Below are 17,710 nucleotides of genomic sequence, written 5' to 3' on the forward strand. Positions count from 1 at the left end.
ATAACTCTTGAAGTCTAAACCGTATTGAAGCGGTATCCTTTTTTGTCAGGCTGAGCGGACCTGTCCCGATTTCTTCGGGAGTCGAAGCCCAAAAAAGATTTAACGGAAAGACGGGCTTTCGGAACCGATTAGCACTACAATTGCTTTACTAACATTCGTCAAAATTAGTTAATAAGTATTTTCTTTTCTTTACTCCTTTTTTGACTATTTTTCATACAACATTTACCAATGTTTATTGTATGGAAAACACAGCCAAATATTCTTCTTCTACGTGGAAAAAAGTGCTCTTTGGGGCATTATTTTTAGTTTCAGTTTTTGCGATTTACTTTTTCTTTTTCAAAAAGAAAAGCGAGCAAGATAACCAAGCTTACGCAAAATATATAGAGTCTTACACTTCGGGAACAATTTCTAAGAAAAGTTTCATTAGGGTTCATTTGGCAAGTGCGGTAAAAAGCTTAAGTGATTTAGGCAAACCAGATGACAGGGAAATTTTCGATTTCTCGCCAAACATTAAAGGAAAAACATTTTGGATTGATCCGCAAACCATAGAATTTAGACCTGATGAGCAATTAGAGCCAGACCAAAAATATGAGGCTACTATTAATTTGAGTCAAATAACAACTACGGAAAAAGGCCTAGAGGAATTTGATTTCGACTTTAAGGTGATCAAACCTGGATTAAACCTAAGTCAGAGTGGTTTGGTTTCTCAAAACAATACATCCCTAACTTATATGAAGTTAATGGGTGAAATTAACACGGCCGATTTTGAAGAACAACAAAGTATTGAGAAATCATTAAACTTAGATTTTGAACAAAAATTAAAAGTAAAATGGACACACGACCCAGAAAAACATCGCTCCACTTTTGTAATTGATAGCATTAAAAAAATAAACAAAGAAACCACCTTAATCCTAAACTGGAACGGTGAACCTATTAATGCAGATGATGATAAAGGTGAAGAAAAGGTAATTATTCCTGCTAAAACCATATTTAAAGTATTAGACATTAAAGCGGTGCAAGGAGCTGAAGATTATGCATTAATTCAATGTTCTGAACCAATAAACGTAGCTCAAGATTTAAATGGCTTAATTTCTTTAGGTAATTTACAAGACCTACGTTTTACGATAGATGCCAGTCAAATAAAGGTATATGCACCAGATGAATTGCAAGGAAATTATGCAGTAACAGTTAATTCGGCTATAACAGACATTGAAGGTAAGACTTTAGAAAGTGCTAAAAATGCAAATATCATTTTCGAAGATAAGTTACCGTCTGTTACTATTGCAGGAACTGGTACTATCTTACCCAATTCAGGTAAGCTGGTTTTACCTTTCGAAGCAGTAAATCTAAAAGCTGTTGATGTAACCGTAATTAAGATTTACGAAAACAATATCCCTCAATTTTTTCAGGTAAATAATTACAAGGAAGGAAATGAACTGAGAAGAGTTGCAAAACCAGTTGTACAAAAAACAATTCGTTTAGATGAAGATAAAGCCATAAATCTTCATAAGAAAACACGGTTCACCCTAGACTTAGATAAGTTAATTCGTACTGAACCTGGTGCGATGTACCGAGTAACAATTGGTTTTAGGAAGGCTTACAACGTTTATGAATGTAAAGAAGGTTCTACCGCAACTAGTAATGATGATGGTGATGAATACGAAGGTGATTATGAAAGTTATGGCGAAACTATAGATGAGGATGATGAGTTTTGGAGCAGTTACCAAGATTATTATCCAAATAATTACAGATGGGCAGATAGAGATAATCCTTGCACACCATCTTATTACACCAACGAACGTTGGGCAAGTAGAAATTTACTGGCATCGAACATCGGCTTGGTAGCCAAAAGAGGAAACGACAATAGCATGCTAATTGTGGCTACTGATTTATTGACCGCTAAACCTTTAAGTGGTGTAAGTTTAGAATTGCAAGATTACCAACGCCAAATTTTAACTACTGTAAAAACCGATGGGGATGGTTTGGCCATATTTGACTTAAAAAGAAAACCATTTTTATTAGTTGCTAAAAATGGAAGAGAACGTGGTTATTTGAAACTTGACGATGGAAATTCATTGCCATTAAGTCGTTTTGATGTTGGTGGCGATGTGGTACAGAATGGAATTAAAGGATTTATTTATGGAGAGCGTGGTGTTTGGCGACCAGGTGATAGCATTTTTGTATCATTTATTCTTGAAGATAAGTTGAAAAAACTTCCTGCGAATTATCCTGTCACTTTTGAACTGACAAATCCTAAAGGTCAGTTGGCCAAACGAACGGTAATTGCACAAGCACTAAACGGTTTTTACACTTTTAAAACTGCTACAGAAAGTACGGCACCAACAGGGAATTGGTTGGTAAAAGCTAAAGTTGGTGGCGCATCATTCTCAAAAACATTAAAGATTGAGACTGTAATGCCTAACCGTTTAAAAATCAATTTCGATTTAGGCGGAAAAATTTATTTAGGAAATGGAGCATCGTCAGCCACTACCCTTTCTGCAAAATGGCTTTTCGGTACACCGGCTCAAAACTTAAAAGCAAAGGTTGACGTAAACTTGAACACAACAGAAACTAAATTTAAAGGGTTTGATGATTATTCGTTTGATAATCCGACAGTAAATTTTGAATCGCAAATTAAAACCATTTTTGAAGGCGCATTAAATGCTGCTGGAACAGCTTTTGTAAATACCAATTTGAGTGAAACTGGTTCGGCTCCAGGTGTATTAAGAGCAAATTTTAGCACAAAAATATTTGAACCTGGAGGCAATTTCAGTATAGATAATTTTAGTATTCCTTATCACGTTTACAACAATTATTTAGGTGTAAAAGCTCCGTCTGGAGATCGCTTAAGCGGAATGTTACTAACCGACAAAGACCATAAAGTGGAAATTGTAAACGTAAACAGAGATGGTAAATTATTAGGCGGAAGCAAAACTGTTAGTGTTGAGCTCTATAAGGTTCAATGGCGTTGGTGGTGGGAACAAGATAACCAACAAAGCTATGCGAACTTCACTCAAAACGAGTACAACAAACTAGTTTCTAAACAATATGTAAACCTTACAAACGGAAAAGGAGATTATAACTTACGCATCAATGAGCCAAATTGGGGAAGATATTTGATTTTGGTTCGTGATGAATATGGCAATGGTCATACAACTGGAAAATCTGTTTATATAGATTGGCCAGGCTGGGCACAGCGTGAGCAAGGAAGTAATCCAACTGAAGCGTCGATGTTATCATTTACAGCTAACAAGAAGAAATTTATCGTTGGGGAAGACATTACCTTAACTATCCCAACAGGAGAAAATGGTAAAGCTTTGGTTTCTATTGAAAACGGAAGTAGAGTTTTAAAAACCTATTGGGTTGATACCAAAAAAGGACAAACACAATTTAGCTTTAAGGCGGAGAAAAATATGGCACCAAATGTTTTTGCGAACATTACGCTGATACAACCTCATGCCCAAACCTTAAATGATTTGCCTATAAGGATGTATGGCGCAATTCCTTTGACGATAGAAGATCCAGAAACTATATTGAAACCTGTGATTAAGATGGCTCCTACGCTAAAACCAGAAGTTGAGAGCACTATTTCAGTATCGGAAAGTAATGGTAAAGCAATGACTTATACCATCGCTTTGGTAGATGAAGGCTTATTGGATTTAACTCGTTTTAAAACTCCAGACCCACACAGTGTATTCTATGCTAGAGAAGGTTTAGGCGTTAAAACATGGGATTTGTTTGACCAAGTGTTAGGTGCTTGGGGCGGAAACTTAGAACGTATTTTAAGCATTGGTGGTGATGGTTCTATCAATAGAAACTTAAATCCTGCCAAGGCAAATAGATTTAAACCTGTGGTTAAATTTATGGGACCATATTATTTGGGCAAGGGCGAAAATAAAACGCATAAATTTAAATTACCACAGTATATTGGTTCAGTAAGAGCGATGGTTATTGCTGGTCAAGATGGTGCTTATGGTTTTGCCGAAAAAGCTGTAGAGGTTAAAAAACCTTTAATGGTTTTAGCAACTTTACCAAGAGTGATTGGTCCTGGAGAAAGTTTTACTTTACCAGTTAACATTTTTGCAACCAATAACAATCTGAAAAATGTTTCTGTTCAATTGCATAGCACTAATTTAATTGTTGATGGTTTAAAAACTCAGCAATTAAGCTTTAAGCAAGCAGGAGAACAAATGACTTATTTCCAAGTTACCGCACCAAATAATGTTGGTGTAGCAAAAGTTAAAATCATTGCACAAAGTGGAAGTGAAAAAACTGTTTACGATGTAGAAATAGATATTCGTAATCCAAATCCTTATGTTACGAATGTAGTTTCTGCTACTATACAGCCTAATCAAAGTTGGTCTACAAAATTTGCACCTATCGGGATGAGTGGAACAAATTCTGGCTCGATTGAAGTTTCATCAATCCCTCCTATCAATTTAAATAAACGATTGAGTTACTTGATACAATATCCTCACGGCTGTGTAGAACAAACTACATCTAGTGTTTTTCCTCAACTAATGTTGGATAAATTAACGCCACTTTCTACACAACGTAAAACTGAAGTAGAAAGAAATATTAAATCAGGAATTAATCGATTAAAAGGTTTCCAAACTACTGATGGAGGATTAAGCTATTGGCCAGGCGAAGGTTTATCAGACGAATGGGGAACAAATTATGCCGGTCATTTCTTAATTGAAGCTCAAAATGCTGGTTACACTTTACCTGCCGGGATGTTCGAAGAATTAATCCGATACCAAAAAAGCAAAGCAAATAACTGGGTGCCAAATTCAGAGAATTTCTATGGTGGCGATTTAAGTCAAGCTTACCGATTGTATGTTTTGGCATTAGCTAAAAAACCAGAAATGGCAGCGATGAACAGATTGAGAGCTTTTGAATATTTATCAGTTGCATCAAAATGGAGATTAGCAGCTGCTTATCAATTAGCTGGACAAGCTGCAGCAGCTAACGGTTTAATTAGAGGGCTAGAAAAAGTTGTAAAACCATACAACCAACTAAGTGGTACCTATGGTTCTGATTTAAGAGATGAAGCGATGATAATGGAAACCTTAACTTTAATGGGTCAGAAAAGTCAAGCTGCGCAATTGTTAAGCAAAGTTGCTTCTCGTTTAGGTCAGGATACTTGGTACAGTACCCAAACTACTGCTTATAGCTTATTGGCAATTGCTAAGTTCTGCGGACAAAATAGTTCATCGAACAGATTGCAATATAATTATGTTTTAAATGGCAGTAAAGGAAGTACAAATAGCGAGCAATATTTAAATACAACTGCATTAACGTTTAAAAACAATACAGCAAGCATCACCAATACAGGTAAAAATGTATTGTTTGTAAGGTTGATTTTGCAAGGTCAGCCAGTTCCGGGACAGAATAATTTCTTACCAAACAATCCTGAAGTTTTAGATATGAATGTAAGTTATAAAACTTTGAAAGGCTTATCATTAGACCCATCAACCTTAAAACAAGGGACAGATTTTTATGCAGAAGTAACTGTTAAAAACCCTGGTAAAATGGGTTATTACGAGCAAATGGCATTAACTCAAATCTTCCCTTCGGGATGGGAAATCATTAATACGAGATTGAATGATAACGAAGGGGCTTTAGCTTCCGCTCCATATACTTACCGAGATGTTAGGGACGATAGAGTATTTACCTATTTCAACATTCGTGAAAATGAAACGTTGACTTATAGGGTATTGTTAAATGCTTCTTACTTGGGTAAATATTATTTATCGGCTGTACAATGTGAAGCGATGTATAATAACAATATCAGTGCAACACAAGCTGGTAAATGGGTACAGGTTGTTAAATGATGAAGTTTAAAGAGTAAGTATTGTAAAGTCTTTCGTCATTGCGAGCAAAGCGAAGCAATCTTTCCTGCAGAATGGATTGCTTCGTCGCTTCGCTTCTCGCAATGACGGATTTAAATCATAACCTCGGATAAATATTAACCAATAAAAAGCGGATAAAACCCAACATTAATCTCAAAAAGGTAGCTAATTTTTCCATAACAATGCGTTTTGTTCTATATCAGAACTTAGTAGAAAATGTTACCACAGATGATAACAAAAGATGAATAACAAACAAAAAGCTTTATTAATTTCTGATAGCATTTGCCTTTTGTTGTTTCTGTTTTTTATATTTTCATTACCAAAACAATTGTTTAAATCACCTACCTCGTATGTACTTGAGGCTAGTAATGGCGAATTATTGAGTGCTTCAATTGCAAGTGACGGACAATGGCGATTTCCAGTTGCTGATAACGTTCCTGATAAATTTATAAAATGTATTACTGCTTTTGAAGACCAGCGTTTCTTCCTGCATTTTGGCATAGATCCAGTTGCAATGAGCAGAGCAATGAAACAAAATTTTAATGCCAAAAGTGTAGTAAGTGGTGGAAGTACCTTAACGATGCAAGTAATTCGTTTATCGCGAAAAGAAGAAAGAAATATTTGGCAAAAGCTAACTGAAATGTGGTTGGCAACCAGATTAGAGTTTACTTATTCAAAAAAAGAAATTTTAGGCTTATATGCTTCAAACGCACCGTTCGGAAGTAATGTTGTAGGCTTAGACGCCGCAAGTTGGCGTTATTATGGTCGCAAAGCGGAAAACCTTTCGTGGGGAGAAATGGCAACCTTGGCTGTTTTACCAAACAGCCCATCATTGGTTCATCCTGGTAAGAACTCCAAACGATTAATCAAAAAGAGAAATGATTTATTGGATAAGTTAGCAAGGTTGAATATCATCGACCAAGCTACTGCAGATTTATCTAAGTCAGAACCTATTCCAGGAAATCCGCTTGCATTACCTCAAAATGCACCACATTTATTAAGTCGATTTAAAGAAGAAAGAAAATCATTAAAAATTACTTTTACGAGTTTAAAAACAACAATCGATTACGATTTACAGCTCAAACTAAATGAGCTACTCAAACGCTATAATAATCGTTATAAAGCTAACGACATCAATAACATTGCAGCTTTGGTGTTAGACGTGAAATCTGGAACCGTAAAAAGTTATATTGGTAATTGTTATCAGCCGCAAAACGCTGCTTTTGAAAGCTATGTAGATATGATTAAGGCTCCTAGAAGTCCGGGAAGCACTTTAAAACCTTTACTTTATGCAAGTATGTTAAGCGAAGGAATGTTGTTGCCCCATACATTGGTTGCAGATGTACCCACACAAATTGCAGGTTATACACCTCAGAATTATGATTTAGGTTATGATGGCGCCATCTCGGCGGATAAAGCTTTAAGCAGGTCGTTAAATATTCCCGCAGTAAAGATGTTGCAGCAATACAAATACGAAAGGTTTTATGATAAGTTGAAAAAGTTAAACTTTACAACGCTAAATCAACCTGCAGACCATTATGGCTTATCGCTTATTTTAGGCGGAAGTGAGGTTACAATGTGGGATTTAGCAAAGAGTTATTTGGGAATGGCTAGGACCTTAAACCATTTTAATGAATATCAAGGTAGATACAATCCACACGACTACGATGCTCCAGTTTATGCAAAAGATTTAAGAAAAAAGTTAAATAAAGATGAAACAGAACTAAATTCAGTAATAGATCATGGCTCTATTTGGGCAACATTTAATGCAATGGAAGAAGTAATGCGACCAGGAGATGAGGGCTTATGGGAGCAATTTTCATCTTCACAAAGAGTGGCTTGGAAAACAGGAACAAGTTTTGGCTTTAGAGATGCTTGGGCGATCGGCCTAACACCAGATTATGTAGTTTGTGTTTGGGTTGGCAATGCCGATGGAGAAGGGAGACCTGGTTTGATGGGAATTGAAGTTGCTGCTCCAGTGCTTTTTGATATTTTCAGGCAATTACCTTCGTCTAAATGGTTTGAAACACCGAAAACAAAACTTAAAAAAATTATCGTGTGCAAGCAGAGCGGATATAAAGCTGGCGAATTCTGTACCGACAAAATAACCGAGCTAGTGCCATTTTCAGGGGAAAAAAATTCAATTTGTCCCTACCATAAATTGGTGCATTTAAATGCTACTGGAAAGTTAAGGGTTACAGACAACTGCGAGAGTACATCGCTAATGCAGCACAAAAAGTGGTTTATTTTACCTCCATCGATGGAATATTATTACAAAATCAAAAACAGCGATTATAAAATACTCCCCCCCTTTAAACCAGGTTGTGATGTAGTTGGAGGAAATAGCGTAATGGATATGATTTACCCTAAAAATAATGCAGTAGTTTATATTCCAATAGAACTAGACGGGTCTCGTGGCAAAATCATCTTAAATGCCGCACATCGCAATGCGGAAACTAAAATTTACTGGCACATTGACGCTGAATTTGTTGGTAGCACAAAATCATTTCATCAATTAGCAATTAGCCCCTTACCAGGAAAACACACTTTAACATTGGTTGATGAAAATGGAGAACGATTGGTTCAAGTGTTTACTGTTTTAGATAAGGATAAAAAGTCGAAAAACAATTAACCTTTAGCTTCATCCATAGCCGTTGCTTTCTTTAACTTACGCTCTACAGAACCAACTGTAATTAAGTACTGAGCCAACATATAGGTAGTCATAATTGCAATACCGGCACCATTAAAAGGATTAACAAATTTGTTATAGGCAAGTATAGAATCTGAAATAAGAAACGCAATCGCTCCAAAAAATATTAAATTAAAGCTGATTGTATTTACTCTACCTTTTCTATTTACTGACATAATTCCCATCAAAGAAATGACAAAAGCATAAACCATAACAGGAATTTTCAATGCTCCTAAATACGGTCTAAGAAATAGGTAAAAGCCTAAACAGAATATACCAAAAACAACTAAGGCTATCCAATTCAATCTCTTTTCGATAGAAGGATTCCATTTATAATCTAAATAAAAGGCGCTAATATAGCATAGATGGCCAATTAGAAAAGCGATTAAGCCAAACATAAAGAAGGAAGAATTAATATGGAGGAACATCAAAAAACTATCGCCTACTAATCCAAAGAATAGCCCAGAAAAAATCCTTTTAGCAAACCTACCACGTAATTGAGTTTGATAGGCATAGAATATCATTAACGAAATTGTAATTAATGGTTTTACTATATAATAGAAATCTGCCAATACTAACTTAGCAGTCTTGCTATCAGACTCCATTAAAATTTGAATAATAAATATAAAAGCGAAGGCAATACTAAACTGAAGATATTTTTGGAGCATTGTTAATTTTGTTTTGTAAAAGATAAAACCAAATAGCTGAAATAATTTGTACAACTACCAGGCTGATTGCAAGAGTGTTAAATATGGCTAAATCCTTAAATAAATATAAGCCTAAAATACCCAATAAAATTCTTAAGTATTCAAAATGCTTTACCCAAAGCTTATTTTCTAATAAAGCTCCACAACTTAATAAAGTAAAAATAGTAAGTGCCGAAGCGAAAACCAAGGCGTAGGTTTCTAATTTAAAATAAAGAAATAACAATAGAGATGCAGCTATCAAAGCAATTATAAACTGAAAAAAGACATAAAAAAATATTTGACTGCTATAACTTGAATCGAACTTTTGGTATTTATCCACATCAATTTCCGGTGCCGGTTTAAAACCTCCCAATTTTTCGGGAAACCATCCGGGTGGCATTATAAATATCTTAACCTTATCCTTAAGATTATCTGTCTTTTTTGCTGTAGACCATAACTCCGCCCAATAATGAACATTTGCCCAAACAGGATTCCAGCTTGCTAATGGTATTGTAATTCCATAATACACTTCCTGTTCTTCTTTCTGAAAAGTGCCGAACAATATATCCCATATAATTAAAGTACCAGCGTGATTTTTATCAATATACTTAGGATTAGACCCATGATGTACACGATGATGTGATGGAGTATTTAAGATATATTCTAAAAACCCCATACTTTTAATCGTTCTGGTATGTATCCAAAACTGATATAAAGTGTTAAAAGCACTTAAGGTTACAAACATTAATGGGTCAAAACCTATTAAAGCCAAAGGCAGATAAAATATCCAAGCAAACCAACTTTGAAACCAAGATTGGCGCAAAGCAACTGTTAAATTATATTCTTCAGATTGATGATGTACAATATGAGCTGCCCATAATGCATTTACTTGGTGACTCATTCTATGAAACCAGTAATAAAAAAAATCGACGCCTATAAATAAAATAATCCATGTCCATATGGTATCTGGAATTTCAAATAACTTCCAATTTTCGAAAATATATTTGTAGCCAAAAAACAAAGCTGTTTTCATGAAAAGGCCAGTGACCTGAGAGCCAATTCCCTGACTTAGGTTAGAAATGCTATCATTAAATCGATAATATTTTAATTTTTTATAAAAATCATAAAATAACTCTATACCTATAAGGATAAAGAAAATAGGTACTGATAAAGCGATATAGTCAACTTTCAATGTTATTCATATTTGGTTATTTAAAGATAGCAATTATGATTAAAAATTTCGGACAAAAAAAATGCGAACCTATTAGATTCGCAATCCTTTTATAATTGATAAAACCTCAAAATAAGGTCTTAAAAATAAGAAATATTAATCCGTAAAAATCCTCTAGCCCGAATAGACTTTATAAAGTCAAGAGGAAAGCTACAATTTAGTAACTACGTTCTCTATTGTTGTTACGTTTAAAACCACCACCAGCGTTACCGCCACCTGTGTTTGGTTTCTCTTGTGCTTCAGCAACTTTAATTCTGTTACCGTTGTAGTCTCCGCCATTCATTCTTTTGATAGCTTCTCTAGCTTCATCATCATTAGGCATCTCTACAAAACCAAAGCCACGGCTTTGATTTGTTTCGCGGTCTTTAATAATTCTAAGTGATTTTACTTGACCGAAATCACCAAATACGGCTGTTAATTCTTCTTCCCCAACTGTTTCAGGAAGGCCTGTAATAAATATCTTCATTAATGTTTAAAAATTTGCACAAAGATACAAAAAATAATGGGTATTTTGCTATCTAAGTGTCAGTTAATCCAATTTATAAGTTATTGTTTTTCAATTATATTCATAAAATAATATTAAGTTATTCTCTTATTGTTCAGTGATGTTACCCATTCTGTTTTTTTGCAGACCTTACAAGTAGTTTTCTTATTCGGCGATAGTTGCTCAGTATGGCCACAAAAACTACAAGAATATTGGCCTTTTTGTTTTATTTCGATATGTTTTTCACAAAATAAGGCTGGTAAAATCGGTAAGCCATATTTAACTGCTTCATTTGGATAGAAAAATACACTCACACTTCCAGAAGTTTCAATTATCGCAAGCTCTACCTGTCCGAGATGTGAAATGCTTTGCAAACGCAATTCAGAAAAAAATTCGTCCTGAGCAAGTGTTTCTTTTTTGAAATTATCTATTGAAAATCTTCCATCCTTAATTAAACAAGTACAACTGCCTTCTAATAATTGCTCTACTTTTTTGTTTTTGTTTACAAAATATGAAGTTACCTTGTAGGCTAAAACTACAACTGAAAATACCGCAACAGCTGATATTAAGCCTACTTCCTTATAAAACATTGGATCGCCAGCTGCAGAGCCTAAACTAATTATCACAACAAGTTCGAAAACAGATAGTTGTTTTACCCCTCGTTTCCCTAAAACTCTTAAACTAAAAAGAACGATTAAGTACATTATTAGTGTACGGATCATTATTTCGGGGATAAAGATCCATTCTTCATCTCCTATTAATAGTTTCTCTAAATCTTTTAAGAAATTTTGTAATATAAAAAGCATTAAAAAAGGGTTTATAGCATAACATTCTATAAACCCTTTTGTGTTTAAAAAAACTATTTTATGCTACAACAAGTAGCTTCAGCAATTTGATAGCACTGGCAGATTTAATGTATGTAGCCACATCATGATGCGAACAGTGTTCTATTTCATTAATTTCTGCCATCGTAACATCTTTAAACGCCATGCTCCAATCTTTATAATATCTTTCACTTGCTGCTCCAACGGTTATGGTTTTAATCGCTATTAGTCTATCATCTTTTGTTATTGATTGATAAACTTCTTCTACATTTTCCTTTTTGCCTTCCAGTAATTGTATAAAAGTTCCCTCACAATGCAAAAGTTTACCCGTTATATCTAATGATTCATTTCTAGACCTTGCTTGTTCTAGTAAGGAATTAAAATCCTCTTCGGTAAATGGATTTCTGGCGATGCCAAAATATAATAGATAATAATACATCTAATTTAATGTTAATTTCTTCAATGTTGTTTTATTTGCTCTTGTTTCCCAAGCGGTTAATAAGAGCTGTTTTAAATCTTCCGGTTCTACTCTATCTAGGTTCACTAGCATATATTTATACTTAAGATAATGATCAGTAATAAAGAATGTTTTTGGGTCTTTATCCATCCATTTTTCTCGTTCAATAGTATGAACGACTAAATTTTCTTCATCTTCCTTTAACCTAGCAAAGATATGCTTGTTTACATAAAAAGCTGGTGTATCAAAACAAATTTGCTCATAAACGTCAGGTAGGCTTAGCACAACCTGCCTAATAAATGTTAAAGCCAATAAAGTTTTATCTTGCATTATCCTCTTCCTGCCATTTTTATCATTCTGTGGGCTAAATCTTTACCTAAATAACCATCAATTACGCCATGAACTAGATATAAAATAGGTGTCATTAACAAGGCAACAATAAACTTATAGGTATAACCAACCAAGCCAATTGCAGCAACCATTTGCCAACTCCAATGATAAGCTGGATTTAAATAGAACGCTATGAAAATAACTACAAAACTATCTATCAATTGAGAAAATATGGTAGACCCAGTTGCCCTTAACCAAAGCGCTCTCTCTCCTGTAAATTTCTTAATTCTGTGAAAGATTAAAACATCAACCATTTGTCCTATTAAGAATGCTGTGATTGAGCCAACTATAATCCACATTCCTTGTCCAAAAATTGCATCAAAAGCGACTAACATATTAATATCCTGCCCATCCACTTTCTGCATCACCCAAAAATCTGATGGTTGTAGTTTCATAGCCAACCATACTACAAAAAAGGCAAAGCCTATTAATATACTTGTTAAAATAGAAAGAAACCTAACCTGCTTTACGCCAAAATATTCGTTAATAATGTCTGTCATTATAAAAATGATTGGCCAAGTTAATACACCTGCAGACATATTGAATGATAGATTAGGAACACCAAAAAGATTAATGTCAAATTTCTTAAATCCTAACGTTTCTTCTACTGAAAAAATTTTAACTCCAATAAATTCTGATAAAATAGCATTGGCTACAAAAAATGCACCTAGAACAAGTAGCAATCGGCTTTCTTTGGTTTTAAAAGTCATGTTAGCTAAAATACAACTATTTTAATATAAACGAAATTCTAGTAGCTGTTCAAGTTGTAATCTTTCTATTTTTACACAGTACAGACTTGCAGGAAATCTCAAATCTTCATCTTTGCAGCTCTCAAAAATATAATGGCAAAATCTAAATCTTTCTATATAATTCTAATATTAGGCTCTTTGGCAGCGTTAGGACCATTTTCTATAGATATGTATTTACCAGGGTTTAAGGCAATAGCTAAAGATTTAAATACAGATGTTCCAAAGGTTTCTTTGTCGCTTTCTAGCTTCTTTATCGGTATTTCTGCAGGTCAGTTATTGTATGGGCCATTACTAGATAAATATGGAAGGAAAAAACCACTTTATTTTGGATTAATACTCTACATCTTATCATCGCTTTGCTGTTTGTTTGTAACCTCGATAGACCAACTGATTATTTTAAGATTTATTCAGGCGATTGGAAGTTGTGCAGCTGCGGTAGCTTCAATTGCAATGGTTAGAGATTTATTCACGGTAGAAGAAAGTCCTAAAGTGTTTGCATCACTATTATTGGTTATTGCGCTATCTCCAATGCTAGCTCCAACCGCAGGTGGTTATTTAATTACTGCATTAGGTTGGCAATCTGTATTTGTATTTTTAAGTTTAGTGGCGGTGTTGTTATTAATTACAACAATTTGGTTATTGCCAGAAAGTTATAAGCCAGACCCAACATATTCCTTAAAACCAAAACCAATTTTAACAAACTTTTTTGTTGTTTTAAAGGAACCAAGCTTTTATACCTACGCATTAGTTAGCGCTATTACTTTTAGTGGCTTGTTTGCTTATGTATCTTCATCACCTGTGGTTTTTATGGATTTATATAAAGTAAGTGAAACAGGTTATGGATGGATTTTTGCAATCTTATCAGTATTCTTTATTGGCTTTAGCCAAGTTAACAGCTTTATTTTAAAATGGTTTAGCAGCAAAAACATAGTTTTTTGGGCATTAATCTTACAATGTTTGGTAAGCATATTATTTCTAATTGCAGCGTTAAATAATCTATTAAATCTTTACGTAACCATTGTTTTTATCGCTCTATTTTTAGGCTGCCTAGGTTTTATTAATCCGAATGCTTCAGCACTTTCTTTAGCTCCATTTACAAAAAATGCAGGTAGCGCCTCTGCTTTAATGGGTGCGTTGCAAATGGGTTTAGGTGCTTTAGCATCTGCAGCTATTAGTATGTTTGCAGCAGATGTAATGTGGCCAATGCCAGCAGTTATGACTATCGCAGCTTTATTGGCATTACTGTTTTTATTAATTGGTAGAAGAAAAATTAAGCCCAACACAATAAATCAATAATTAGATTTTATAGTATTATTACTATTTTCGTGGTACATGATACCTATAAATTCTAAACTACCTACAGTGGGCACCACTATTTTTTCGGTGATGTCTAAATTGGCCCAAGAACATAATGCAATTAATCTATCGCAAGGTTTTCCTGATTATGCTACAGACCCTAAGCTGATAAAATTTGTTGCTGATGCAATGTATGATGGGCATAATCAATATGCACCGATGCCTGGTTTGCCTGTTTTAAGGGAAATAATAGCAGAGAAAGCATTTGAGTTTTACGGCGCTAAATATAATCCAGATACTGAAGTTACCATAACAGCAGGCGGAACTCAAGCTATTTTTACAGCGATTGCAGCTGTAATTAATCCTGGAGATGAGGTAATTATTTTTGAACCAGCATACGATAGCTACTCGCCTACCATCAAATTATTTGGCGGACTTGTTAAGCCGTTTGCACTTCATGCTCCAGATTATAAAATAGACTGGGAAATGGTTAAAAAAACATTCTCAGCCAATACCAAGATGATTATTTTGAATAGTCCTCAAAATCCTACCGGAAGTATTTTAAGTAAGGAAGACATTGATGCCTTAATTAAGCTAACAAAAAACACTGATATCTTAATTTTGAGCGATGAAGTTTACGAGCATATCATTTATGATGGTGCGCAACATCACAGCGTTTCACTATATCCAGAATTGCAAGAACGAAGTTTTGTAATTGCCTCTTTTGGTAAACTTTTACATACCACAGGGTGGAAATTAGGTTATTGCCTAGCTCCTGCTAAACTCACAGCAGAATTTAGAAAAACACACCAATTTAATGTTTTCAGCGTTAATACCCCTATGCAGTTAGGCATTTCCAATTACTTAAAAAGTGAAAATATTTATAAAGAAATACCTGGTTTCTTTCAACAGAAAAGAGATTTTTTTAGATCGCTTTTAAGTGAGACTAAATTTAAATTATTACCTTGTAAAGGTTCTTATTTTCAGTGCGTGAGCTACGAAGAAATTAGCGATGAGAAAGACACTGAAATAGCAAAAAGATTAGTGGTTGAGTTTGGTGTGGCAAGTATCCCCGTTTCTGCCTTTTATACCAAAAACACAGAAGATAAAATATTAAGGTTCTGTTTTGCCAAAGAACAAAGCACTTTAGAACAGGCTGTTGAAAGACTAATGAAAATATAATTTTAATCCCTATAAAAAATTATAAAATGGAAAGTCCACAATATTTAAACATACAAAACCTGAAGGTTACTGTATTTCAGGCTTATTTGTTTTGGGAAAATATAGATAAGAATCTTCAAAATATATCCTTACGATTATCTGGAGGTGTTAGAGAAAAAACCGACTTAATTGTACTACCAGAAATGTTTAATACTGGCTTTACAATGAAAGCCGAAGAGCTAGCCGAAGAAATGGACGGAAAAACAATGCAATGGCTTGCTAAAACAGCACAAAGCTATGATTGCGTAATTACCGGAAGTTTAATCATCAAAGAAAACGGGAATTTTTATAATAGAATGATTTGGATGTTGCCGTCTGGCGATTATCAGTTCTATGACAAACATCACTTATTTACCATGGGCGATGAAGACAAACATTTCACCGCTGGTCAGAAACCGTTAATTGTAGAGTTAAAAGGCTGGAAAATTAGATTGGCAATTTGCTATGATTTACGCTTTCCTGTTTGGTTGAGAAATAAAGATGCTGAGTACGATATTCTATTATTAATCGCCAGTTGGCCAGATAAACGTTCTTCACATTGGAGAACATTAATTCACGCTCGTTCTATAGAAAATCAAAGTTATGTAATTGCAGTAAATCGTGTTGGTCATGATGGCAATCAGGTTTACCATAGCGGGCACTCCATGTGTATTGATCCCTACGGAAATACGGTTTATTACAAACCTGAAGATGAAGATTTGTATACTTTCAGCATCAACTACCCAGATTTAGAAAAAACCAGAAGACAGTTTCCTTTCTTAAAAGATGCTGATAACTACACTATAAGTTAATTACAAATGTTCAATAGAAGAAAATTCTTAAAAGCCTCTGCGTTATCTACGGCCTTATTGGCCATTGACAAAAAGAGCATAGCTAATACATTACCATCATCAACAACTGTTATTAATAAACCAATCGTAATTTCTACTTGGGACTTCGGTGTTGCAGCAAATGCTGATGCCTGGAAAGTTTTAAGCAAAAATGGTAGAGCTTTAGATGCAGTTGAACAAGGCGTTTGGGTTCCAGAAGCTGATGAAAGTAACCAATCTGTAGGTTATGGCGGCTTGCCAGATAGAGATGGAAAAGTAACGCTAGATGCCTGTATCATGGACGAAAATGGAAACATTGGAGCCGTTTTAGCATTAGAACATATTTTACATCCAATTTCGGTTGCACGTAAGGTAATGGAGAAAACTCCTCACGTAATGCTTGCTGGAGATGGTGCTTTACAATTTGCTTTAGAACAAGGCTTTAAGAAAATTAACTTACTTACTCCTTCATCAGAAAAGGCTTGGAAAGAGTGGTTAAAAACAGCTAAATACGAGCCAGTAATAAATATCGAGAATAAACTTTACGATAAGGCTGCTCCGAATAAATTGCCTGGCAATAAATATAATCATGATACTATTGGGATGATAGCTATGGATACAAAAGGTAATCTTTCTGGCGCTTGTACTACAAGCGGAATGGCTTATAAGTTACACGGTCGTATTGGCGATAGCCCGATAATTGGAGCTGGTTTATATATTGATAATGAAATTGGTGGAGCAACATCAACAGGTGTTGGAGAAGAAGTTGTAAGAAACGTAGGTTCTTTCTTGGTTGTAGAATTAATGCGACAAGGTTATTCGCCAGAAGATGCTTGTAAAGAAGCAGTGATGCGTATCATTAGAAAAAAACCAGAAACTGCTAAAAATATACAAGTTGGCTTTTTAGCTTTAAATAAAAAAGGAGAATACGGAGCCTATGCTATTCAAAAAGGGTTTAGTTATGCAGTTTGCGATAGCCAAAAGCAAGATTTAGTTATTAAAGGAAAAAGTTATTATTAATT

The 17,710-nt window shown here is 34.6% G+C and carries 13 protein-coding genes; 6 read left to right on the plus strand and 7 right to left on the minus strand.

All coding sequences use genetic code 11. The features are described 5' to 3' along the window. The first annotated feature begins 239 nt into the window (after positions 1-239). Positions 240-5,834, plus strand: coding sequence for an alpha-2-macroglobulin family protein (locus R2Q59_RS06380; protein WP_316784509.1), 5,595 nt, complete (start codon positions 240-242; stop codon positions 5,832-5,834). Positions 5,835-6,093: 259 nt separating this feature from the next. Further along, a complete protein-coding gene (gene pbpC, locus R2Q59_RS06385) occupies positions 6,094-8,484 on the plus strand; it encodes a penicillin-binding protein 1C (RefSeq protein WP_316784511.1) in 2,391 nt (796 codons plus the stop codon). Here pbpC and R2Q59_RS06390 read toward each other — a convergent pair. The 7 genes from R2Q59_RS06390 to R2Q59_RS06420 form a co-directional block, all read right to left on the minus strand. Beyond that, complete coding sequence (locus R2Q59_RS06390; protein ID WP_316767044.1) at positions 8,481-9,209, minus strand: lysoplasmalogenase; 729 nt, start codon at positions 9,207-9,209, stop codon at positions 8,481-8,483. The genes pbpC and R2Q59_RS06390 overlap by 4 nt on opposite strands. Beyond that, positions 9,184-10,419, minus strand: coding sequence for a sterol desaturase family protein (locus tag R2Q59_RS06395; RefSeq protein ID WP_316784513.1), 1,236 nt, complete (start codon positions 10,417-10,419; stop codon positions 9,184-9,186). Before R2Q59_RS06395 ends, R2Q59_RS06390 begins: the two co-directional genes overlap by 26 nt. A 196-nt stretch (positions 10,420-10,615) precedes the next feature. Beyond that, positions 10,616-10,924 carry an RNA-binding protein gene (locus R2Q59_RS06400; RefSeq protein WP_316767048.1) on the minus strand — a complete coding sequence of 103 codons (309 nt, stop codon included), beginning with the start codon at positions 10,922-10,924 and terminating at the stop codon, positions 10,616-10,618. A gap of 113 nt (positions 10,925-11,037) precedes the next feature. Beyond that, positions 11,038-11,748, minus strand: coding sequence for a DUF421 domain-containing protein (locus tag R2Q59_RS06405; protein ID WP_316784515.1), 711 nt, complete (start codon positions 11,746-11,748; stop codon positions 11,038-11,040). A 58-nt stretch (positions 11,749-11,806) separates the two neighbouring features. Next, positions 11,807-12,205 carry a BLUF domain-containing protein gene (locus R2Q59_RS06410; protein WP_316767052.1) on the minus strand — a complete coding sequence of 133 codons (399 nt, stop codon included), beginning with the start codon at positions 12,203-12,205 and terminating at the stop codon, positions 11,807-11,809. Continuing rightward, positions 12,206-12,553 (minus strand): MmcQ/YjbR family DNA-binding protein, encoded by a 348-nt coding sequence (locus R2Q59_RS06415; protein WP_316767054.1) that lies wholly within the window; start codon positions 12,551-12,553, stop codon positions 12,206-12,208. Further along, the gene (locus tag R2Q59_RS06420; protein WP_316767056.1) at positions 12,553-13,323 is read right to left on the minus strand and encodes a queuosine precursor transporter; all 771 of its coding nucleotides are present in this window, start codon (positions 13,321-13,323) and stop codon (positions 12,553-12,555) included. Before R2Q59_RS06420 ends, R2Q59_RS06415 begins: the two co-directional genes overlap by 1 nt. Before the next feature lie 132 nt (positions 13,324-13,455). On the opposite strand from R2Q59_RS06420, the gene R2Q59_RS06425 reads away from it, so the two are divergent. From R2Q59_RS06425 to R2Q59_RS06440, 4 genes are read left to right on the plus strand one after another with little or no spacing between them, the layout of a single operon-like run. Then, a complete protein-coding gene (locus tag R2Q59_RS06425) occupies positions 13,456-14,658 on the plus strand; it encodes a multidrug effflux MFS transporter (RefSeq protein ID WP_316767058.1) in 1,203 nt (400 codons plus the stop codon). A 36-nt stretch (positions 14,659-14,694) separates the two neighbouring features. After that, the gene (locus tag R2Q59_RS06430) at positions 14,695-15,840 is read left to right on the plus strand and encodes a methionine aminotransferase (RefSeq protein ID WP_316784518.1); all 1,146 of its coding nucleotides are present in this window, start codon (positions 14,695-14,697) and stop codon (positions 15,838-15,840) included. Positions 15,841-15,866: 26 nt separating this feature from the next. Then, entirely contained in the window at positions 15,867-16,670 is an 804-nt protein-coding gene (locus R2Q59_RS06435; RefSeq protein WP_316784520.1) for a nitrilase family protein, read from the plus strand. 6 nt (positions 16,671-16,676) lie between these two features. Then, a complete protein-coding gene (locus R2Q59_RS06440; RefSeq protein WP_316784522.1) occupies positions 16,677-17,708 on the plus strand; it encodes a N(4)-(beta-N-acetylglucosaminyl)-L-asparaginase in 1,032 nt (343 codons plus the stop codon). Positions 17,709-17,710: the final 2 nt, after the last annotated feature.

The sequence above is a fragment of the Pedobacter frigiditerrae genome (genome assembly GCF_032678705.1).
In the GTDB taxonomy this organism is placed as follows: Bacteria; Bacteroidota; Bacteroidia; order Sphingobacteriales; family Sphingobacteriaceae; genus Pedobacter; species Pedobacter frigiditerrae_A.